Annotated in this window: 17 protein-coding genes and 1 tRNA gene; 5 read left to right on the forward strand and 13 right to left on the reverse strand. The window is 66.5% G+C overall.

Annotation, left to right across the window (positions count from 1 at the left end; all coding sequences use genetic code 11):
- Nucleotides 1-40 precede the first annotated feature (40 nt).
- Both ACY65G_RS18805 and ACY65G_RS18810 read left to right on the forward strand, forming a co-directional pair.
- Entirely contained in the window at nt 41-463 is a 423-nt protein-coding gene (locus ACY65G_RS18805; protein WP_464998828.1) for a PaaI family thioesterase, read from the forward strand.
- A 298-nt stretch (nt 464-761) separates the two neighbouring features.
- Complete coding sequence (locus ACY65G_RS18810; protein ID WP_464998995.1) at nt 762-1,331, forward strand: LysE family translocator; 570 nt, start codon at nt 762-764, stop codon at nt 1,329-1,331.
- Nucleotides 1,332-1,337: 6 nt separating this feature from the next.
- Here ACY65G_RS18810 and ACY65G_RS18815 read toward each other — a convergent pair whose 3' ends face one another.
- On the reverse strand, nt 1,338-3,380 hold the full coding sequence (locus ACY65G_RS18815) for a TonB-dependent receptor (protein WP_464998829.1): 2,043 nt from the start codon (nt 3,378-3,380) through the stop codon (nt 1,338-1,340).
- Nucleotides 3,381-3,656: 276 nt separating this feature from the next.
- On the opposite strand from ACY65G_RS18815, the gene ACY65G_RS18820 reads away from it, so the two are divergent.
- Nucleotides 3,657-4,319: a beta/gamma crystallin-related protein gene (locus ACY65G_RS18820; protein ID WP_464998830.1), complete on the forward strand. Its 663-nt coding sequence runs from the start codon at nt 3,657-3,659 to the stop codon at nt 4,317-4,319.
- A 64-nt stretch (nt 4,320-4,383) separates the two neighbouring features.
- Here ACY65G_RS18820 and ACY65G_RS18825 read toward each other — a convergent pair whose 3' ends face one another.
- The 7 genes from ACY65G_RS18825 to ACY65G_RS18855 all read right to left on the reverse strand — a co-directional run bounded on the left by ACY65G_RS18825 (nt 4,384) and on the right by ACY65G_RS18855 (nt 12,897).
- Complete coding sequence (locus ACY65G_RS18825; protein ID WP_464998831.1) at nt 4,384-4,896, reverse strand: peroxiredoxin family protein; 513 nt, start codon at nt 4,894-4,896, stop codon at nt 4,384-4,386.
- Between the two features lie 16 nt (nt 4,897-4,912).
- Complete coding sequence (locus ACY65G_RS18830; protein ID WP_464998832.1) at nt 4,913-5,563, reverse strand: BON domain-containing protein; 651 nt, start codon at nt 5,561-5,563, stop codon at nt 4,913-4,915.
- Nucleotides 5,556-6,152 carry a phosphoheptose isomerase gene (locus ACY65G_RS18835; protein WP_130187004.1) on the reverse strand — a complete coding sequence of 199 codons (597 nt, stop codon included), beginning with the start codon at nt 6,150-6,152 and terminating at the stop codon, nt 5,556-5,558. The genes ACY65G_RS18830 and ACY65G_RS18835 overlap by 8 nt, the downstream gene beginning before the upstream one ends.
- Before the next feature lie 119 nt (nt 6,153-6,271).
- Nucleotides 6,272-9,322, reverse strand: coding sequence for a sensor histidine kinase (locus ACY65G_RS18840; RefSeq protein ID WP_464998833.1), 3,051 nt, complete (start codon nt 9,320-9,322; stop codon nt 6,272-6,274).
- Nucleotides 9,323-9,332: 10 nt separating this feature from the next.
- Nucleotides 9,333-11,144 (reverse strand): sensor histidine kinase, encoded by a 1,812-nt coding sequence (locus ACY65G_RS18845; protein WP_464998834.1) that lies wholly within the window; start codon nt 11,142-11,144, stop codon nt 9,333-9,335.
- Nucleotides 11,145-11,261: 117 nt separating this feature from the next.
- Complete coding sequence (locus ACY65G_RS18850; RefSeq protein ID WP_464998835.1) at nt 11,262-11,609, reverse strand: YraN family protein; 348 nt, start codon at nt 11,607-11,609, stop codon at nt 11,262-11,264.
- Nucleotides 11,610-11,616: 7 nt separating this feature from the next.
- The gene (locus ACY65G_RS18855; RefSeq protein WP_464998836.1) at nt 11,617-12,897 is read right to left on the reverse strand and encodes a penicillin-binding protein activator; all 1,281 of its coding nucleotides are present in this window, start codon (nt 12,895-12,897) and stop codon (nt 11,617-11,619) included.
- A 10-nt stretch (nt 12,898-12,907) separates the two neighbouring features.
- On the opposite strand from ACY65G_RS18855, the gene rsmI reads away from it, so the two are divergent.
- Nucleotides 12,908-13,816 (forward strand): 16S rRNA (cytidine(1402)-2'-O)-methyltransferase, encoded by a 909-nt coding sequence (gene rsmI, locus ACY65G_RS18860; RefSeq protein ID WP_464998837.1) that lies wholly within the window; start codon nt 12,908-12,910, stop codon nt 13,814-13,816.
- Between the two features lie 70 nt (nt 13,817-13,886).
- Here rsmI and ACY65G_RS18865 read toward each other — a convergent pair whose 3' ends face one another.
- On the reverse strand, nt 13,887-14,498 hold the full coding sequence (locus tag ACY65G_RS18865) for a glutathione S-transferase family protein (protein WP_464998838.1): 612 nt from the start codon (nt 14,496-14,498) through the stop codon (nt 13,887-13,889).
- Between the two features lie 13 nt (nt 14,499-14,511).
- Nucleotides 14,512-15,123, reverse strand: a complete 612-nt coding sequence (locus tag ACY65G_RS18870; protein ID WP_464998839.1) for a hypothetical protein — start codon at nt 15,121-15,123, stop codon at nt 14,512-14,514.
- Nucleotides 15,124-15,248: 125 nt separating this feature from the next.
- Between ACY65G_RS18870 and ACY65G_RS18875 the strand changes: the two genes are divergently transcribed.
- Nucleotides 15,249-15,325, forward strand: a tRNA-Pro gene (locus ACY65G_RS18875).
- A 319-nt stretch (nt 15,326-15,644) separates the two neighbouring features.
- Here ACY65G_RS18875 and ACY65G_RS18880 read toward each other — a convergent pair.
- From ACY65G_RS18880 to ACY65G_RS18890, 3 genes are read right to left on the reverse strand one after another with little or no spacing between them, the layout of a single operon-like run.
- Nucleotides 15,645-16,553 (reverse strand): hydroxymethylglutaryl-CoA lyase, encoded by a 909-nt coding sequence (locus ACY65G_RS18880; RefSeq protein ID WP_464998840.1) that lies wholly within the window; start codon nt 16,551-16,553, stop codon nt 15,645-15,647.
- A 1-nt stretch (nt 16,554) separates the two neighbouring features.
- Complete coding sequence (locus ACY65G_RS18885; RefSeq protein ID WP_464998841.1) at nt 16,555-17,487, reverse strand: 2-hydroxyacid dehydrogenase; 933 nt, start codon at nt 17,485-17,487, stop codon at nt 16,555-16,557.
- Between the two features lie 10 nt (nt 17,488-17,497).
- Nucleotides 17,498-19,540: an acetyl/propionyl/methylcrotonyl-CoA carboxylase subunit alpha gene (locus tag ACY65G_RS18890; protein WP_464998842.1), complete on the reverse strand. Its 2,043-nt coding sequence runs from the start codon at nt 19,538-19,540 to the stop codon at nt 17,498-17,500.
- Nucleotides 19,541-19,640: the final 100 nt, after the last annotated feature.

A 19,640-nucleotide genomic window follows, 5' to 3' on the forward strand; every position in this document is an offset into this window, starting at 1 on the left:
TGCCAGGGTTTATCATGCAACATTCAACCAGGGGCACGCCATGGACGACATCCAGCAAAAACTCGAACGTTTCAACAGCCGCGCCAACGGCACGCTGCCGGACCACATGAACATCCGCTTCACGGCGGCCGCGCAGGGCGAACTCTCCGCCGAGATCGAAATCCGGAAGCACCACCTGGCCCCGAACGGCTTTCTCCACGCGGGCACCGTCGTCACGCTGGCCGACACCGCCTGCGGCTACGGCTGCTTCGTGAGCCTGCCCGAAGGCGCCGAGAATTTCACCACCATCGAGCTGAAGTCGAACCATCTCGGCACGGTGCGCGAAGGCACGATCGCCGTCACGGCGAAGGCCGTCCACATGGGCAAGACCACGCAGGTGTGGGACGCCACCGTGACCAACAAGGCGAACGGCAAGACGATCGCGCTGTTCCGCTGCACGCAGATGGTGCTGTACCCGAAATGACATGCTGTACGCGGGGATAGCGATCATCTGCGCGGGCATCGTGGCCGCGATCTCGCCGATCCTGCGCGAGTGGTACACACACGGGAGAAGAAAAGAGCGAGAGCGCAGGGAACGCGAAGAAAGGGAAAAGAACAGCGGCGGGAAGTAGCGCCGCGGTGCAAAGTGTACTGGTACAACTACCGCCACTACGGATAGCGCTATCCGGAAAAGTGTACCGGTACTGTACCTGCCACTTCGACTAGCATGGCATCTCACCGAGGAGAGTCCCGTGCACTACCTGATCCCCTACCTGCCATTGATGATGTTCGCCTTCGTGGCCTCGATCACGCCCGGGCCGAACAACATCATGCTGACCTCTTCCGGCATCTGGTTCGGCTTTCGCCGCTCGATTCCGCACATGCTGGGCATCACGATCGGCTTCGGCATACTGCTGGCCATCTGCGCGACCGGCATCGGCGCCCTGGTGATGGCCGTGCCGGCGGCACAGCTCGCGCTCAGGGTGGCCGGCTCGGGCTACCTGCTGTACCTCGCCTGGCAGCTGCGCGACATGAAGTTCGACGGCCGGACAGAAGAAGCGCGCCAGCCCATGGGCTTCATGGCGGCGGCCGCGTTCCAGTTCTGCAATCCCAAGGCCTGGGTCATGGCGGTCACCGGCAGCTCGGCGTTTCTCCCGCAAGGCATGCCGGTGCCGCTCGCGATCACGCTGTACTGCCTGATCTTCTGCGCCGTCAACCTGCCCTGCATCTCCGTATGGGCCGGCGCCGGCGCGCTGCTGCGGCGCTACCTGTCGCAGCCGCTGTGGCGCAAGGTGTTCTGCGCGGCGATGGTGGCGTTGACGGTGTATTCGGCGCTGGCGATGTGGCTGTAGGCCACGTCACTCGAGCTTCTTCACAAAGCCCACGTAGACCCGCCGCGCGACGAAATGGTCGAACCCGGCCTGGCGGAACGTGCTTGCATCGGTCCGGTATGTGCGCCTGCTGCCGTCGAACACATCGTTCGCATTGACCGTCAGGCTCCACGTGCCGGTGAGGGCGCGCTTCCATGTCGCGTTGACGCTGCTGGTCGATCCTTGCCGGCCCAGCGGCGTGATGGTGGACGACTGGGCATGCGCATCGAGCGACAGGTCGTCCTGTCCGGCGCTGTAGCCGGCCCTGAAGTTCACGTAGCCCGCGATGTCGTTCTGGCGCACTAGGCCGGGGAAGTCGGGCGTGTGGAACACGACGCTGTAAACGCCGCCGTCCATGCCCAGCCGCAGCTGTGCATCGGGTGTCCACTCCAGCGAGCCGGTCATGCCGGCCGAGCGGGCCAGCCCGCCGTTCTGTTTCGACGTGACGAGTACGTTGCCGGCAACGCTGCGCGCCTCTACCACGGTATCGCGGCTGGTGCGGTGGAAGGCACCGAGGCTGCCGCTCAGGTGCTTGCCCGTCGCGTTGGCGCCGATCTCCCATGAAGCCAGCCGCTGTGGCGCGAGGTTTGGATTGCCGCGGTTCAGGTTTTGCGCGTCGACATAGGTGGTGAACGGATTGAGGTCGCGCGGATCGGGCCGCTGGAGGCTGCGGCGATAACCGAGCGTCACGTCCACCTTGCCGGTCGCGGCATAGCCCACGTGAAGACTGGGGGCCAGGCCCTGCCAATGCCTTGACTGCACGCTGCCTTGTGCCGGTCGTACCCGGAGTGCCGTGCGCTCGAATCGCCCGCCCAGCAGCACTTCCCATTGGCCGCGCCTGGTCTTGTTCGTCACGTAGGCGGCGCTCACCGTGTTTTGCACGGCATAGCCGTTGGTCGTGCCGGGATCAAGCACTTCCTGTCCCGTCGAAGGGTCGACGGCAGCCTGGTAGTTCGACAGGTCGTTGTTTTCGTCCTGGAGATCCACGCCCATGCTCCACTGGCCGTGCCGCGAGGCCCGGCTCCAGTCGAGCGTGGCCTGGTCGAGGCGGCGTGCCGATGCCGTGGCGCCACGGCTGTAGGCGGTGGCCTGCGCCGGTTGAATGAACACGTCCCTGTACGACTTGTCGACCAGGCCGCTTGTCCTGCTGCGCTGGACCATCGCCTTGAGCGCCGTGCCTTGTCCCTGGTGGCTCCAGGCCAGGCTCGCACTGCCGTCGGACTGCTCGTTGGGGCCGTACGAGATGCGGTGGAAGAAGGACTGGCCAGCGTCGGTGCGGGTCGTGTTGAGCGTGTCGAGCAGCGGGCGCGAACGGCGCCCGTTGTGCCGCGCCGACAGGCTGACGTTGTCCGTGGCGCTCATGGCGTAGTCGATGCCCAGTGCCGCACTACGGACGATGCGCCGGACGAAGACGCCCGACGACTGCGCGGTTCCTGCGGACTGGCCATCGAACGGATCGTTCCATTCCACTTCCGATCCGCGCCATTTCTGCGTGCCGTCGCGGCGATAGGCCACGTTGCCGTGCACGCTGACATCCTTCCTCGTCGCGTCTCCCGACATGCCCACGTTCCACAAGCCCTGGTCCGTGGCGCTGCCGCGAACCTGCGCATGGGTGCCAGGCTTGCGATGGCGCTTCAACACGATGTTGACGACCGCACCGCTGGCGCCGGATGCGGCCGATGGATGGGTAATGACCTCGACGCTCGCAATGTCGGCCCCGCTCATGGTCTGCAGCGCCACCGCCCGCTCGTCACCCGACAGCATGGCCGTCGGCTTGCCGTCGACCAGGACGGTAACCTGCGAATTGCCCTTGACCGCAAGGTTTCCGTCGGCCGTGACCGAGACTTCGGGAATCGATTGCAGCACGTCCTGCGCGGTACCGTTCACGGCTCGCGGCATGGCCGATACGTCATGCACCGTCCTGTCGAGCTTCCTGGTGACGGGTTCCTTTTTCGCCGTTACGGTCACCGTCGCGATGGCCGGTTCTTCGGCACGCGTGGCCGTCGGCAGGGCAGTGAGCGCGGACAGCATTGCGGCTAGTGTCGTTTCAGGCATCATGGCGCGGTATTGGCGCGGCGAGGCACCTTTGTCGGTGAAGGTCCGAGTATCGAACACGCGGCGGCCAGCGCGATCGGCCCTGTGACAGATCGCGGCCGGCATGGGATGAGCCGAGCGTGGAAGAAGCGCAGGCGGGCCGTAGGAATTTGTTACAGCTGCCGCGTGCACCGCCAGTGCCGCCGCCGCGTTATGCCTCTACGAGCCGCGCGCGCGTCGCGCCCGGCCAACGCATCGAGATGGAGAAAAACCATGAAACGCCTGTTCGCCGCCGCAGCCCTGCTGGCAACCCTGATCCCGATCGGCCACGCTGCCGCTGGCGAGATCTCGCTGTATACGCACGCCGAGTTCCGCGGTCCCCAGGTGACCGTGCGCGGCACCACCACCAATTTCGAGCATATCGGCTTCAACGATCGCGTGTCGTCGGTCGTCGTGCGGTCGGGTACCTGGGAGCTGTGCGAGCACAAGGACTTCGGTGGCCGCTGCATCGTGCTGGAGCGGGGCGAATACCCGATGCTGAGCGGCTTCAACGACGTGGCATCGTCGGCACGCGAAGTGGACCGCCGGCGCGACCGCGACGGCTACCGGGGCGATGGCCGCGACGGCCAGGGCGACCGCAACGACCGCCGGGACGACTGGCGCGACCGCCGGGGCGATGACCGGCGCGGCCCGCCGGTCGAGCTGTATGCCTCCCGCAATTTCAGCGGCGACCGCGTCTCGCTGGGAGGCGACGTGGGGTCGCTGCGCTCGAAGGATTTCAACGACCGCGCGGCCTCGATGGTCGTGCGCGAAGGCGAGTGGGAAGTCTGCGAGCACGACGACTACCGCGGCCGCTGCAGGGTCTTCGGGCCGGGCCGCTATCCGGCGATCGAAGGCTTGAACAACCAGGCCTCGTCGGTGCGCCGGGTGCGCTGAGCGAGGGATAACGAGCGAGGGATAACGAGGGCCAAAAAAAAGACGCCGCGGCGTCTTTTTTTACTTACCCCTCCAGCGCCTTTTCCAGCAACTGGTGCAGCGCCGCGAATTCCGGCTTGCCGACATAACGCTTGATGATCTTGCCATCCTTGTCGATGACGAAGGTGGTCGGCGTCATCGACACGTCGCCGTATGCCTTCGCCGCTTCGCCGGTGATGTCGAGCGCCACCTTGAACGGCAGCTGCCGCGTTTCGGCGAAATTCACCACGTAGTTCGGCGGGTCGTATTTCATGGCCACGGCGATGAATTCCATGCCCTGGCCCTTGAACTTGTTGTACGTGTCGACCATCTCCGGCATCTCCGCCACGCAGGTGGCGCACGACGTGGCCCAGAAATTCACCATCACCACCTTGCCGCGCAGGTCGGCCGGGGTGATGCGCTCGCCCTTGATGCCGGTGAACGTGATCTGCGGCGCGGTGGGCGTGCTGTTCAGCGACATCCAGGCGGCGAAGCCCACGCCCGCGATCACGGCGGCCGCAAGGGCCGGCTTGATCCATGCTTTCGACGAGGTGCTCATGGCGCGTGCCCGGGCGTCAGTTCGACACTTGCGCCGGGGCCGGCGTGTTCTGGTACTGCTTGTACTCCTCTTCCGAGATGTACTCGAACACGCGCACCACCTTCGTCACGCCGCTCACGCCGCGCGCGATCTCGGTCGCGCGGTTGGCTTCGAACTGCGTCACGCGGCCCATCAGGTAGACTTCGCCGCGCTCGGTCACCACCTTGAACGAATTGGCGGAAATATCCTTCGCGTCGACCAGGCTGGCCTTCACCTTCGTGGTCAGCAGCGTGTCGTTCGAGCGGGACGTGTAGCTGGCCGGGCCGGCGATCGCCAGCTCGTTGGTCACCGAGTGCACACCCTCGATCGCCTTCACCTCGCGTTCGACGGCATCCTTCTTCGCCTGGTTCGGCACTTCGCCGGTGATCAGGACCTTGCGGTTGAACGCATTGACGTTCACGTGGCCGGTATCGTCGAGCACGTTACGCAGGCGCACGTCCGCCTTGACGGCGATCGCCTTGTCCTCGGTCTGCGCGCCGAACGTGCGGCGGTCCGAGGCCGCCATGGTGCCGGCGACGGCGCCGCCGACCACGAGGCCGACGCAGCCCGACAGGCTGCTCATCAACGCGCCACCCAGCAGGGCAACCGCGACGGGGCGCTGCAAACGGGCCAGCAAATTATTACTCATGCACATCTCCTCCGAACAGGGCGACGTCGATGCCGTCGCAAATGCAATGGATACACGTCAGGTGTACTTCCTGGATGCGCGCCGTGCGCTCGGCCGGCACGCAGATGTGCACGTCGGCGTCGGTCAGCATCTTGCCGATGGCGCCGCCGCCCTTGCCGGTCAATGCCACCACGCGCATCTCGCGCTCCAGCGCCGCTTCGATCGCCGCCATCACGTTGGCCGAGTTGCCGGACGTGGAAATGGCCAGCAGGATATCGCCGGCCTGGCCGAACGCCTGCACCTGCTTGCTGAAGATTTCGCGGTAGCTGTAGTCGTTCGCCACCGCCGTCAGCAGCGACGTGTCGGTGGTCAGTGCCAGCGCAGGCAGCGGGAAGCGCTCGCGCTCGAAGCGGCCGACGAGTTCCGCAGCGAAATGCTGGGAATCGGCTGCAGAGCCGCCGTTGCCGCAGGCGAGAATCTTGTTGCCGTTGGAAAGGGCTGAGAACATCAGTTCGATCGCCTGCGCGATGGGTTGCGCGAGCACGGTGGCGGACTGGATCTTGGTTTCGGCACTTTCGTGGAAGTGCGAGAGGATGCGTTGGTTCGTCATAGTCTTGAAATTATATAGTGCTGCGGTCCTTCGCGGCCGGCAATGCCTGTTAATAATGCTTACAAAAGAGGCTTATAAACAGGTTAAAGGTGCCGTTCAGGCATGATTGCCGCATCTTTTCAATAGGCCTTCCTGGCAGGCACCGACACCGTGATTTCCATCCCCGTACCGGGCTTGCTGTCGATGTCCAGCGTGGCGCCGATGACGCCGGCGCGCTCGCGCATGCCCACCAGTCCCCAGTGGCCGGGGCGGTGCCCGGCCGTGGCGACGGGTTCCTCCAGGCCCTGGCCATTGTCGCGGATGCGCACCACGAACGCCGTGGCGCCATATTCCAGGTCGAGTTCGATCCGGGTGGCCTGCGCATAGCGCGATGCATTGAACAGTGCTTCGCGCGCGATGGCATAGAGCTCTTCATGCACGTCGTGGCGCAATGGTCGCGGCTTGCCGGTCACCTTCATGTCGAACGCGTGCGGCCCATGGCTGGCCAGGCCCCTGCCGTACTGCCCGAGCGTCAGTTCCAGCACTTCCGGCGTGGCCGACTCGCGCAGCACCATGATCTGGTCCCGGCCTTCCACGAGCAGGCGTTCGGCCAGGTCGAGCGTCTGGTCCAGGCGCGTGCGTTCCAGCGTGCCTTCCTTCAGGTAGCGGCTGTGCGCGTCGAAGGAGAGCAGCAGCGACTGCATGCTTTGCAGCAGGGTGTCGTGCAGCGTGCGGGCGATGCGCGTGCGTTCGGCCAGGCGTTCGTGCAGCCGCTCCCGCATGCGCCGCGTGAGGTAGCGGATCCGCAATGCATAGGCCACGTAGAGCAGCAGCAGGCCCGCGGCCGCCAGCAGCAGCTTGAACCAGATGCTTTGCACGAACGTGGGCGGAATGCGGATCTCCAGCGCGGCGCCTTCCGTGTTCCAGAGATTGTCCTCGTTCGAGGCGATGACTTCGAAGCGGTAGCTGCCCGGTGCGAGGTTCGTGTAGTTGGCCTGCCTGCGCCCTGCGGCGTCCTGCCAGCCGTGATCCAGCCCCACCAGCCGGTAGCGCAGGCGCACCCGTTCGGGGATCGACAGGGAGAGGGCGGTAAAGTCGACCTGCAGGCTGCGCGTTCCCTGCGGCAGGCCGAGCGAGCGCCCGGCAATGGCATGGCCGGCAGCGGCATGGCTGGCGATGGCATGGCTGGCGATGGCATGAGGCTGGCCGTTGGCGACGATGCCGCTGATCTCGACCGGCGGCACCAGGGGATTGCGCGGGATGGCGGCCGGGCCGATGGTGCCGACCGAGCTCGTGGTCGCATACCACAGCTGGCCGTCACGCGAGCGGCGCAGCGAGGGCACCGGCCGCAACTGCGGCGCGTGGCCCTGCATGCCGTCCCGCGCGTCGAAACGCTCGAAGCCCACGGCCTGGCCGCTATTAAGCCATTTATCCAGATCGGCGGCGGGAATGCGATACAGGCCATCGGCACCGTGCAGCCACAGGTCGCCCTCCGGCATGCGCACGATGCCCGACACGCCGCGGAAACGTTCATGGCGCTCGCCATGCAGGGCCATGAAGCGGCCGTTGCGATACAGCGCCACGCCGTCCTCCCCGCCTGCCCACATGGCGGCGGGGCCGCCCTTGCTGTCGAAATAGAGCGTCAGCACCGTGCCCATGTCCAGGCCCTGGCCGGGGCCGAGCCTGCGCACCGCGCCGCCGTCCACGACGGTGACCTGGCTGCGCAGGTGCGCCATCCACAGCGCGCCGGCGCCATCGCGGGCCATCGCCGTGGTGAGCAGTTCGGGAATACCTCGCAAGCCGCCCGACTTGACCCACTCGCCGCCGACGAGCTTGTGCACGCCCGTGCCGAGGTTGAACGAGGCCCACAGCGCGCCATCGCGGTCCTGCTGCATGGCATGCACGCGATAAGTCTTTACGCCACCCGGAAAGGGGATCGATGCCAGCGTGCCGTCCGGATCGCGCCGCAGCACGCCTTCCATCCCGCCCAGCCACAGCGTGCCGTCCGGTGCCGTGTAGCTGGCCGTGATGGCGCCCGGCACTTCGCGCGTGGTGCGCCCGCGGGGACCGTAGCGCCACAGGTCGCGGGCATAATCGCCTACCCATATGCCGCCGGCCGGCCCGGCCACCAGCACGGGGTATTCCAGCGGGGTGGCGACGGGCACGGTGTGCAGCCGGTTCGGGCGCAGCCGGTCGATGCCGCGCGACGTGCCGATCCACAGGTTGCCTTCGCGGTCCTGGAAGATCGCGCCCAGCAGGGCGCCGGTGATGCCGTTCAGGGGCGACAGGAACTGGTCCGGCTTGCCGAGGCCCCACTGGTCCGGCTGACCGGGTTCTTGCAGGACCACCTTGCGCTCCAGGCTGTCCGCGTGGGTCACCCACATCGTTCCGCGCCGGTCGAAGAGCATGCCGATGCCGGCGAATGCCGGCCTGGCCTTCTGGCCGGCGGGCGGCGGCACGGTGCGCACCCGGTGATAGCCGCGGTCGAAATCGTTGCCCCACAGCGTGCCGTCCGGTCCTTCGCACAGCCATACCAGTGCCTTGCGCGGCCAGGCGTGCGTGAAGCGGGTTTCGCCCGGCTTGCGGAAGTAGGCGCCCGAGTTCGTGCCGATCCAGGTGGTGCCGTCGCGGGTAAACAGCACCTGGAACACGCCGCGGGTCGGCAGGCCCACCTCTTCCCCCAGGTAATCGAAGCGCTTGCCCCCTGGTGCGAGCACGGCCACGCCGTCGCGCATCGCCGCCCAGATTGCACCGTCCGGCGCCGCTTCCAGGTGCATTACGCCGACCGGCCGCAGGCCATCGCGTTCCATGTACGTGTGCGTGCCATCCTTCCTGAACACGGAGATGCCGCCGACGCGGTAGCCGATCCACACGGCGCCGTCCGGCGTGGTCGTCAGCGCCATGATGTTGCTGGAATCGAGCGCGTGGCCATGGACCTTGCCGGTGCGCTCGAAGCGCACGCCGTCGTAGCGGTACAAGCCCGTCGGCGTGGCGATCCACAGCCAGCCGTCGGAGCCTTGCGCGAATTTCGTGACGCCCACCGGCGCGCCGTCGAGTTCCGTCCAGGCGGTGTGGGTGTAGTCGGCCAGCAAGGGAGCCGCCATGGCGGGGGCCGTGACCGCGGCGCGAGCGAAAGGCTGCCCGGCCACCAGCACGAGCAGCAGCAGGACCTCGAGTGCGCGCACGATCATCGGTCGAACATCATGCGGCCGGAGCGCCTTGTCCTGGTTCAGCCTGCGCCAGGGTGACGGTGAACGTGCTCCCTTCGCCGGGGCCATCGCTGTCGGCCGTGATCGTGCCGCCATGCATGTGCACGAGGCCGCGGGCGATGGAGAGGCCGAGCCCCAGGCCGCCCTGCGAGCGGTCGATGGTCGTGGGGCCCTGCACCAGCGAATCGAAGATGGTCGGCAGCACGTCGGGCGCGATGCCGACCCCGGTATCGGCCACTTCGATGACGATCGTTCCGTTCGCGCAGCTTGTCCGCACCGTGATGCTGCCGCCCTCCGGCGTGTACTTGATGGCGTTGGCCAGCAGGTTGTCGACGACCTGCGTGAGCCGGTTCGCATCGACGTCCGCATAAGCGTCTTCCACGCAAACCATCCATTCATGGTCCTTGGTGTTGGCCACCACCTTCGCATCGCAGCAGAATTTCACGAGGTCGCCCACGTTGACGCGGGCCGTCCGCAACGTCACCTTGCCGGACAGCACGCGCCGCACATCGAGCAGGTCTCCCACCATGTGCGTGAGGTGCGCGAGCTGGCGATCGGCGATATGCCATGCCCGTTCCTTGCTTGACGCCGGCATCGCGGGCAACCGGACGGCGGCGACGGCATTGGTGAGCGCCGCCAGCGGGTTGCGCAGCTCGTGGCTCAGCATCGAAATGAAGTTGTCCTTGGCTTCGTCCTGGGCTTCCGCGCGCCGGCGTGCGGATCGCTCCATTGCCAGGAGCTGCTCGCGTTCCTCCTCCAATCCGGCGCGGGCGGCGCTTTCATGCACCAGCGCCAGGCCGGTGCGGTGCAGCACGTGCAGCAGCCCATCCGCCTCCTGCAGGCCGGACGGGGCCACGCTGACCACCGCTCCTTCGGCCAGCGCCTGCGCGGCCGACGTCGCTCCCTCGAGCGCCCGGTCGATGCGGCGAGCGAAAAAGACGGCGATGCTGACCGCGACACCGAGAATCGCCAGCAACGCGGCAGCCGCATACCAGGTGGTCAACCGTGCGGCCGATTCGATTTCATCGACGGGCACGCCGATGGCCACGGTCCAGTTGGTGAGGCTGGAGCGGACGAAGACGGTGTAGACACGCACACCTTCGCGCGTGATGTTGTCGACCATGCCGCGCGGTTGCCGGCGCGAGGCTTCATACAGCCCTGGGCGCACGGGCTTGCCGACGAATTGCCCGGCTCCCTTGTTGCGTGCGATCGAGATACCGTTGGCATCGAACACACCGATGATCCAGCCCGGTTCGAGCGTATGGCGCTGGAACACCTTGTTGAAGTAATTCGGATCGAAGATCTGGACGACGACATACTTCCTGCCGGCCGCCTTGGGAACCGGCACGTTCACCGACACCACGCCGCGCTTCGACCTCGCACCGATGAAGTAGCCACCGACCCGGGTCTGCTGGCTGTCGTAGATATCGGCAGCCCATTTGCCCGTGTTTTTCGCCAGCGGCGTGCCATAGGGCACCAGGGTGTTGATCACGCCGCTGCCCGAGTAATCGGCGATCATCGTCCAGCTCAGGGGGGAAGTGCGCGTTGCCGACAGCAGCCGGTACAGGCCTTCGGTATCGTCGGTCCTGATTTCCCGCGAATTGGCGACGATGCGGATTGCCCCTTCGGCCCTGGCAATTTCGCTGTCGATCTGCAGCGACGTGGAATTGGCCATTTCCTCGATGCCGCGGATGCGCGATTCCCGTTCGGACTGCAGCAGCATCGACAGCCCGAACATCGCCAGGCATGCCACGGGCACGATGATCGCCACCAGCATCAGGAGTAAGTAGGTGCGTGTCTTCATCGATGGGGCGACGGGGGCATGGTCGCGCGGGACTCGCGGGTGATTGCTCAGCCGATCATGTTATCACTTCGGTTATCACTTCGGTACGGGCCCGATAGCCTGTCGGGCGAGCCAGGCTCAGTCCAGCACGTTCTTCAGCCAGTCGATGGCATCGCCGTCGATCGCCACCACGTCGAAACGGCATGGCGGCAGTTTCGGGTAGCGCAGCAGGAACACTTGCGCGGCGATCTTCATGCGCCGCTGCTTGGCGGGCGTGATGCTGGCGGCGGCGCCGCCGAAGGCGCGGCTGCGGCGCCGGCGCACCTCGACGAAGACGAGGTGCGTGCCGTCGCGCATGATCAGGTCGAGCTCGCCGCCCTTGCACAGGAAGTTGCGTTCGACGAGCGCCAGGCCATGCGCCAGCAGGTGCTCCAGGGCGGCATCCTCGCCCAGCTGGCCCTTGCGCTGCAGGTCGGTCCGGGCCATGGAGGCATCACGGCGTGGTGACGGGCACCGGCACGCCGTTGCGGTAGATGGCGGCCGGTTCCACGCGCTTCACGCGCGCCGGGCCGTTGCCGAAGTCGATCGACAGCTGGCCCGTCACGCCATCGAGCGAGATCGGCTGGCCGGGGCGCAGCGCGATCTCGCGCGCCACGCGGAAGGCATCGATGCCCAGTGCGTACAGGCGCTCCATGTCGGCGCTGAGGCGCTCATCGTCGCGCGGGACCGGCTGCGGGTAGCTTGCGACCGTGGGGTTGTCGCGCTGGATCTGCCATGGCAGGTCGAGCAGCTTCACGCCATCGAGTTCCGCACCCTGGTACAGCGATACGCGGCCCGGATTCAGCGACGACGTGCCGTACAGCGGGATCTCGCTCAGCGGCGGCGCGGACAGCGCCACGCGCAGCTGGCGCGCCTGGTCGGCATCGAGCGCGGCGAACAGCAGGTCCACCGGCTGTTCGACGAGGCGGGCACGCAACGCCACCATTTCGCCGTCGCTCAGGTAGCCGTTCAGTGCCGACAGTTCCAGCGTCTTGGTGGCGATGCCCACCTGCGGCGCGTGCGCGGCGAATGCGTTGGCGATGCGGCGCTGCCAGGCAGTGCTGCCGGACAGGATCATCACGTTGGCGCCCGGGTACTCGCGCGCGGCCCATTCGGCCACCTGGCGCGCCTCTTCCTCGATCGACAGGCCGATCGACAGCATTTGCGGCGGCAGCGTGGTGCCCTCGCGGTCTTCCGGATGGTTCAGCGCGATGGTGGGCTTCGTCACCAGCGGGCTGGCGGCGACGGCCGTGACGGCCGAGCGGGCCAGCGGGCCCACGATGATGTCCTGCTGCGCCAGCGCGGCCTGGTAAGTGGAGAGGATGTCGTCCGCGGCATCGCCCGTTTCGATGATGGTGACCTCGAAACCGGCGCGCTCGCGTTCCCAGGCGGCCATGAAGCCGGCGCGCACGGCATCGGCGGCGCGGCCCAGCGTTTCGGAACGCAGCGGCAGCACGACGCCGATGCGCACCGTCTGGCCCGGCACCGCGGCTGCTGGCTGGCCTTCCGCGGCGGCGCCGGGCATGGCCACGGCAAATGTCTGCACCTGGGCTTCTTCCTCGGGCGTTGGCGCGGGTGGCCGTTCGGGCAGCGCGGTCACGCGCGGCGCCGGGCTTGTCACGGTATCGATTGGCGCGCACAATGCCCCCGGGCTGCCGCAAGGCGTGCTGCACGCCGATACCGACAGCGCGGCCGCCACGCACAACAGCAGTGTTTTGATCTTATTCGCCAGCATCCTACCCCCAATGACAGTTCACGAATCCAGCCCGATTGCCGCCTTGCCGGTGCTCGGCGAGACCGCGCTTCAGACGTATCCTACGGCAACATTGTACGTAGTGGCCACTCCCATCGGCAATGTTACCGACATTGGCCTGCGGGCGCTGCACGTTCTCGGGCTGGTCGACGCGGTCGCCTGCGAAGATACCCGCAATACCTCGCACCTGATGCAGCGCTTCGGCATCAGCAAGCCTTTACTGGCCGCGCACATGCACAACGAAAGGGAAGCGGGCGAGACGATCGTGCGGCGGCTGCAGGCCGGCGAGCGTATCGCGCTGGTGTCCGATGCGGGCACGCCGGCCGTCTCCGACCCCGGCGCGAAGATCGTCGACGCGGTCCGTGCCGCGGGCTTGCGCGTGATGCCGCTGCCCGGCGCGTCGGCCGCCGTCACGGCATTGTCGGCCAGCGGCCTGGTCAACGACCAGTTTCATTTCGTCGGCTTCCTGCCCGCCAAGGCAAAGCAGCGCGAGACCGCACTGACCGCCTTGCGTAACGTCACGGCCACGATGGTGTTCTACGAGGCGCCGCACCGCATCGCCGAATTCACGCAAGCGCTGGTGGCCGTGTTCGAGCCCACGCGGCAAGTCGTGTTCGCGCGCGAACTGACCAAGCTGTTCGAGGAAATCCATCGCTGCCCGCTGTCGGACGCGATGGCCTGGCTGGCCGGCGACGCGCACCGGGAAAAGGGTGAGTTCGTCGTGCTGCTGGAAGGCGCCGCCGCGCAATCCGATGCGCAGGACGCCGAAGCCGAACGGGTACTGAAGATCCTGCTGGCCGAACTGCCGCTCAAGCAGGCAGCTGGCCTCGCCGCGCAGATCACGGGCGCCAAGAAGAATGCGCTCTACGACCGCGCGCTGGCGCTGAAGGGCAATACGTAGCGCAAAACTGGGGACAGACCCCTGTTTTCAGGAAAGAGTTGCCTCTAAACAGGGGTCTGTCCCCGGTTTTTTATGGTGTGCCGGCGCCGCAGTTTTCCGCGAAGCCGGGCACTTGCGACAGACGTTCCATGTAGGCGGCCACGGCGGGCAGGTCGATGCGGTCGATCGGTGTCGCGCGCCAGCGGTGGGCGGAGACGCCGATGACCACGTCGGCCAGCGAGAACGTGTCCCCGGCCACGAAGGAACCGGTGTCAGCCAGGTGCCGGTCCAGCAGCGCCATCTTTGTATTCCATTCGCGCACGCCGGCTGTCACCGCTTCCGGGGTGAACTGGGTGCTGCCGCGCAGCAGGGTGAGGAAGGGCGCCCGCCACGATGCGTTCAGCTCGGTTGCCTGCCAGTCCATCCATTGCTCGATGCGGGCACGCTGCAGGCGGTCGGCCGGCAGCAGGACGCTGTCGTGCGCAAGGTAGCGGCAAATCGTGTTCGATTCCCACAGCACCGTGTCGCCGTCGCGCAGCACCGGCACCTGGGCGTTCGGGTTCAATGCGAGGAATTCGGGTACGTTCGGGTCGCGTTCGCCCTTGCCCCACGGCTCGAGTTCGTAAGGCAAGTCGAGCAGGCGGCAAGTCCACAGTACCTTGCGCACGTTGATCGACGGTAATTTCCCCAGTATTGTCAGCATCGATTTCCTTTCGTCAGAATTTGCAGCCACTGCCCTTTTTGTCCATCAACATGATGAGTGGCGCCAGCAGGCCGGCGCCGGCATAGGCTGTCTTGCAATCCGGGCGCGCCGCCCCGGCGATATTGCGGCCCAGCCGCTCATCCTCCGTTTCCTGCCGTTCCTTTTCTTTCTTCAGCTTTTCCGCAACCCAGTTTCCGGACGGCACATCCAGGTCCTTTGCCATCGCCCGCGCGGCGGCACGTGCCGCGTCCGGATCGAATCGGGGTGCGCTTTCCACCGGTGCCGGCTCGGCGGGTGCCGCCGGTACCACCACCGTTTCCGACGGTGCGGCCGTGTCGGGCCTGGCGCGCTCGGGAGCGGTGCGTACCGGCGCGGGACGGGAAGCGGGTTTGTCCGGCTTTGCCCGCGGTTCGACGCGCGCGATGGGTTCAGGCGGCGGTGGCGGCGGCGGCACGATGCGGATCGTCAGCGGCTGGGTCCAGCGCCGTTCGTCCGGCTGGGCAGGCGGCGCCGACGGCGCGCGCAGGACCGACAGCAGCAACGCGTGCACCAGAATCGAAACGGCAATACCGGCCACGAGGCCGCCGCGACGCGGCCGCTCGGGATAAGTCAGGGTCTGTTGCATGGCTCCAAGTCCTGAAACAGGGATGCTTATATTCGCATATTGTTTATTTGCTATGTGGGCCTTGGAACGAATTTTTTAAGAGGGCCTTGACGCGATCGGTTTCGAGCGGTATTATCTTGCTTCTTCGGAGTGTAGCGCAGCCCGGTAGCGCATCTGGTTTGGGACCAGAGGGTCCAAGGTTCGAATCCTTGTACTCCGACCAAGATTCATCAGGAACCCCCGCAAGTCTAGGCTTGCGGGGGTTTTTGTTTGTGCACGCGGTTTATCCAAGGCTGAGGCCGTGTCCCCGTGCCAGGCACCGGGACACGGCCTCAACAATGCTTTAGCCCCGATTATCGCCAGCCAACCGTACGTTAATTGCGGCTGAGTCCGTGTCCCCGTGCCAGGCACCGGGACACGCAGGCTCAACAATACTTCAGCCCCGCATATCGCCTCTGGCCGGTGTCGTCGACTGCGGCTGAGTTCGTGTCCCCGTGCCAGGCAGCCGGACCATGGTCCGGCAACACGAACTCAGCAATGCTTCAGCCGTTGCGCTTGGCCAGCAAGGCATTCCCGGCGCGGCTGGAACTTTTGCGGCCGAGGAATTGCGAAATGTAGTGGCCAGCCTCGGCCACGGCGTCCAGGTCGACGCCCGTTTCGATGCCCAGCCCGTTCATCATGTACAGCACGTCCTCAGTAGCGATGTTGCCGGTGGCGCCTTTCGCGTACGGGCAGCCGCCCAGTCCCGCCACGGACGAGTGGAAGATCGAGATCCCCAGCTCCAGCGAAGCGTAGATATTGGCCAGCGCCTGGCCGTAGGTATCGTGGAAGTGACCGGACAGCGCATCGATGCGGAAGGCCTGGATCGCCGTTTCCATCACCGCCTGCGTGTGGCGCGGCGTGGCCACGCCGATCGTGTCGGCGATGTCGATTTCGTCGCAGCCCAGGTCGCGCATCCGGGCCACCACGTCGGCCACGGCATCGAGGGGCACCTCGCCCTGGTACGGGCAGCCGAACGCGGTGCTGATGCTGCCGCGCAGCCGCACGCCGTTATCCTTCGCGGCCTTCGCCACCGGTTCGAAGCGGGCGATGGATTCGGCGATCGAGCAGTTGATGTTGCGCTGCGAAAAGGCTTCCGACGCCGAGCCGAAGATCACCACTTCATCCGCCTTCGCCGCCAGCGCGGCTTCGAAACCCTGCATGTTCGGCGTCAGCGCGGAATAGATCACGCCCGGCTTGCGCGCGATGCCGTCCATGACTTCGCGGCTGGTGGCCATCTGCGGTACCCATTTCGGCGACACGAACGCCGCCGCCTCCACGTTGGCGAAGCCCGCGGCGGACAGGCGGTTCACCAGCTCGATCTTCACCTCGGCCGGCACGTTTTCCTTTTCGTTCTGCAGGCCGTCGCGCGGGCCCACCTCGACGATCTTCACTTTTTCCGGCAGGTTCATTTCAGTATCCCAGTTCTCTGTTGATGACGTCGGCGACGGGTTCGCCCCGTTCCAGCTGCCCGATCTTGCCGGCGATCTGCCGCACGCTTTCGTCGCGCAAGGTGAGCGCGGAAATGTGCGGCGTGATCGTGATGCGCGGCTCGTCCCAGAACGGGTGCTGCCGCGGCAGCGGTTCGTTGCGGAACACGTCGAGCGTGGCGCCGGCGATATGGCCGGCCTGGATATAAGCCAGCAGGTCCGGCTCCGACAGGTGCGCGCCGCGCGCCACGTTGATCACGTAGGCGCCCTGCGGCAGCTTGCCGAGGTTGGTGCGGTCGAGGATATTCGCCGTGGCATCCGTCAGCGGCAGCATGCAGACGACCACGCGCGTGCTGCGCAGGAAAGCATCGAGCGCGTCGTCGCCGGCGAAACTGCGCACGCCGTCGATTTCCTTCGCGCTGCGCGACCATGTTTGCAGCGGGAAGCCGAACGGGCGCAGGCAATCGAGCACGCGCCGGCCCAGCGCGCCGGCACCCATCACGCCCACCGTAAACGACGCGCGCTCGTGCGATGGCAGTTGCCGCCATTCGCCGACGGCGGCCTGGTCTTCATAGCGGTCGAAGCGGCGGAAGTAGCGCAGCACGGCGTGCGTCACGTAGTCGCCCATCTGTACGCCCATGCCCGCGTCGCCCAGGCGCACGATCGGTATGTGGGCGGGCAGGGCGCCGGCATGCTTCAGGATCGCATCGGCGCCGGCGCCCATCAGGAATACGGCTTTTACCTCGGCCAGGTCGCGCAGCATCGCTTCCGGCGGTGCCCAGACGACGGCGTAATCGCAGGGCGGAACCTTGTCGCCCTCGCGCCACGTCACGCACCGGGCCTGTGGCAGGTGGCGTGCGAATTCTTCCGCCCATGGGCCGGTATCGCCATCGGGACGGTACAGCAGGATATGCAATGTGTTCTCCTCAGGCCGCGGCGCGGAAGGCCAGCAGCGGCGCGCCGTCCGCAACCTGGTCGCCCACGGCATATAAAATTTCATCCACAGTACCGTCGTGCGGCGCGGCGATCGTGTGTTCCATCTTCATCGCTTCCATGATGACGAGCGGCTCGCCTTTCCTGACCTCCTGCCCCTGGGATGCCAGCACGGCGACGACCTTGCCCGGCATCGGCGCCGTCAGGCGGCCACCTTCCGCTTCGGTTTCGCCGGCATGGGCCAGCGGGTCCTGGTAGTGCAGCACGTGGTGGCCGCCGCCGGTAAAGACGTGGAACGTATCGCCATCGCGGCGCACGGTGCCGTGCACCGACGCATCGCCCAGCCGCACCGACAGGTCGACGCCATCGCGCGCCAGCAGCGCCACGTCGACCGACAGGCCCTTGATCGACAGTTCCCAGCCATGCGGCAGGTATGTGAACACCGGATCGTAATCCTTGCCGTTCTCGTCGCGGAACGCCAGCGTGCGAGCCAGGCGGGAATTGAGGCGCCAGCCCAGCGCCTGGCCCCATGGGTCGCCGGCACTGGTGCCGCCCGCCCGGGTTTTCTCGTGCTCGATCAGCGCCACGGCGGCCAGTGCCAGCGCGGCCACCGGCAGCGAGCGCGCCGGTGGGAACAGCGTGTCGGCATTGCGTTCGATGAGGCCCGTATCCAGGTCCGCGCTGGTGAAAGCCTCGCTTTCAACGAGCCGCTTGAGGAACGCCACATTGCCCGTCAGCCCCACGATCTGGTACTGCGACAGTGCCTGCGCCATGCGCGCCAGGGCCTGCTTGCGGTCGGCGCCCCAGACGATCAGTTTGGCGATCATCGGATCGTAGAACGGCGAGATCGCATCGCCTTCGCGCACGCCGGAATCGACGCGCACGGCGGCCGGCTGGCCGCCAATGCCACCCATGCCGCCCACTTCGAACTGCACCGCCTCGGGCGTATCCAGGTGGCGCAGCGTGCCGATCGACGGCAGGAAACCCTTGTCGGGATTCTCGGCGTAGATCCGCGCTTCCAGCGCGTGGCCGCGGATCGTCAGCTCGTCCTGCCGTTTCGGCAGCGGTTCGCCGGCCGCCACGCGCAGCTGCCATTCGACGAGATCGGTGCCGGTGATCATCTCCGTGACCGGATGCTCGACCTGCAGCCGCGTATTCATCTCCATGAAGTAGAAACTGCCATCCTCGCTTGCATCCTGTTCTGCGATGAATTCCACGGTGCCCGCGCCCACGTAGCCGACGGCTTTTGCCGCCGCCACGGCCGCGTCGCCCATCGCCGCGCGGCGTTCATCGGTCATGCCAGGTGCCGGCGCTTCTTCCAGCACCTTCTGGTGGCGGCGCTGTACCGAGCAATCCCGTTCGAACAGGTAGATGCAGTTGCCCTGCGTGTCGGCAAATACCTGGATCTCGATGTGACGCGGGCGCTGCAGGTATTTCTCGGCCAGCACCTTGTCGTCGCCGAAGGAGCTGATCGCCTCGCGCTTGCAGGAAGCCAGCGCTTCCCTGAACGCTTCGGCGTTGTCGACCACGCGCATGCCCTTGCCGCCGCCGCCGGCCGAAGCCTTCAGCAGCACCGGGTAGCCGATGCGGTCCGCTTCGCGCTGCAGGAAGGCGGCATCCTGTTCATCGCCGTGGTAGCCCGGCACCAGCGGCACTCCGGCCTTTTCCATCAGTGATTTCGCCGCCGACTTGGAACCCATCGCGCGCATCGCTGCCGCGGGCGGGCCGATGAAGACGAGGCCCGCTTCGGCGCAGGCTTCCGCGAATTCGGCGTTCTCTGACAGGAAGCCGTAGCCGGGGTGGATCGCCTGCGCGCCGGTGGCCAGCGCGATGGCGATGATCTTGTCGCCGCACAGGTAGCTTTCCTTGGCCGGGGCGGGTCCCAGCAGCACGGCCTCGTCGCAGACGGCCACGTGCTTTGCGTTGGCATCGGCTTCCGAATACACGGCCACGGTGCGGATACCCATCTTGCGGGCCGTGGCGGCCACGCGGCAGGCGATCTCGCCGCGGTTGGCGATCAATATTTTCTTGAACATGGGTGTCTCCGTTATTTGAGAGTCAAACCCCACGGCAAACCCTGGGGTCGGACCGCCGGGTCTGACCCCGGCTTTTGCATTTGGGTGCTGCATGCTCTTG

The organism is Pseudoduganella sp. jia 12, from assembly GCF_055502675.1.

Coding starts and splice junctions, on each gene's coding strand:
- ACY65G_RS18810 (WP_464998995.1), top strand. CDS start 762: ATGATGTTCGCCTTCGTGGCCTCGATCACGCCCGGGCCGAACAACATC.
- ACY65G_RS18820 (WP_464998830.1), top strand. CDS start 3,657: ATGAAACGCCTGTTCGCCGCCGCAGCCCTGCTGGCAACCCTGATCCCG.
- ACY65G_RS18865 (WP_464998838.1), bottom strand. CDS start 14,498: ATGCTGACAATACTGGGGAAATTACCGTCGATCAACGTGCGCAAGGTA.
- ACY65G_RS18855 (WP_464998836.1), bottom strand. CDS start 12,897: ATGCTGGCGAATAAGATCAAAACACTGCTGTTGTGCGTGGCGGCCGCG.
- ACY65G_RS18840 (WP_464998833.1), bottom strand. CDS start 9,322: ATGATCGTGCGCGCACTCGAGGTCCTGCTGCTGCTCGTGCTGGTGGCC.
- ACY65G_RS18845 (WP_464998834.1), bottom strand. CDS start 11,144: ATGAAGACACGCACCTACTTACTCCTGATGCTGGTGGCGATCATCGTG.
- ACY65G_RS18805 (WP_464998828.1), top strand. CDS start 41: ATGGACGACATCCAGCAAAAACTCGAACGTTTCAACAGCCGCGCCAAC.
- ACY65G_RS18880 (WP_464998840.1), bottom strand. CDS start 16,553: ATGAACCTGCCGGAAAAAGTGAAGATCGTCGAGGTGGGCCCGCGCGAC.
- ACY65G_RS18830 (WP_464998832.1), bottom strand. CDS start 5,563: ATGAGTAATAATTTGCTGGCCCGTTTGCAGCGCCCCGTCGCGGTTGCC.
- ACY65G_RS18815 (WP_464998829.1), bottom strand. CDS start 3,380: ATGCTGTCCGCGCTCACTGCCCTGCCGACGGCCACGCGTGCCGAAGAA.
- ACY65G_RS18835 (WP_130187004.1), bottom strand. CDS start 6,152: ATGACGAACCAACGCATCCTCTCGCACTTCCACGAAAGTGCCGAAACC.
- rsmI (WP_464998837.1), top strand. CDS start 12,908: ATGACAGTTCACGAATCCAGCCCGATTGCCGCCTTGCCGGTGCTCGGC.
- ACY65G_RS18825 (WP_464998831.1), bottom strand. CDS start 4,896: ATGAGCACCTCGTCGAAAGCATGGATCAAGCCGGCCCTTGCGGCCGCC.
- ACY65G_RS18870 (WP_464998839.1), bottom strand. CDS start 15,123: ATGCAACAGACCCTGACTTATCCCGAGCGGCCGCGTCGCGGCGGCCTC.
- ACY65G_RS18890 (WP_464998842.1), bottom strand. CDS start 19,540: ATGTTCAAGAAAATATTGATCGCCAACCGCGGCGAGATCGCCTGCCGC.
- ACY65G_RS18850 (WP_464998835.1), bottom strand. CDS start 11,609: ATGGCCCGGACCGACCTGCAGCGCAAGGGCCAGCTGGGCGAGGATGCC.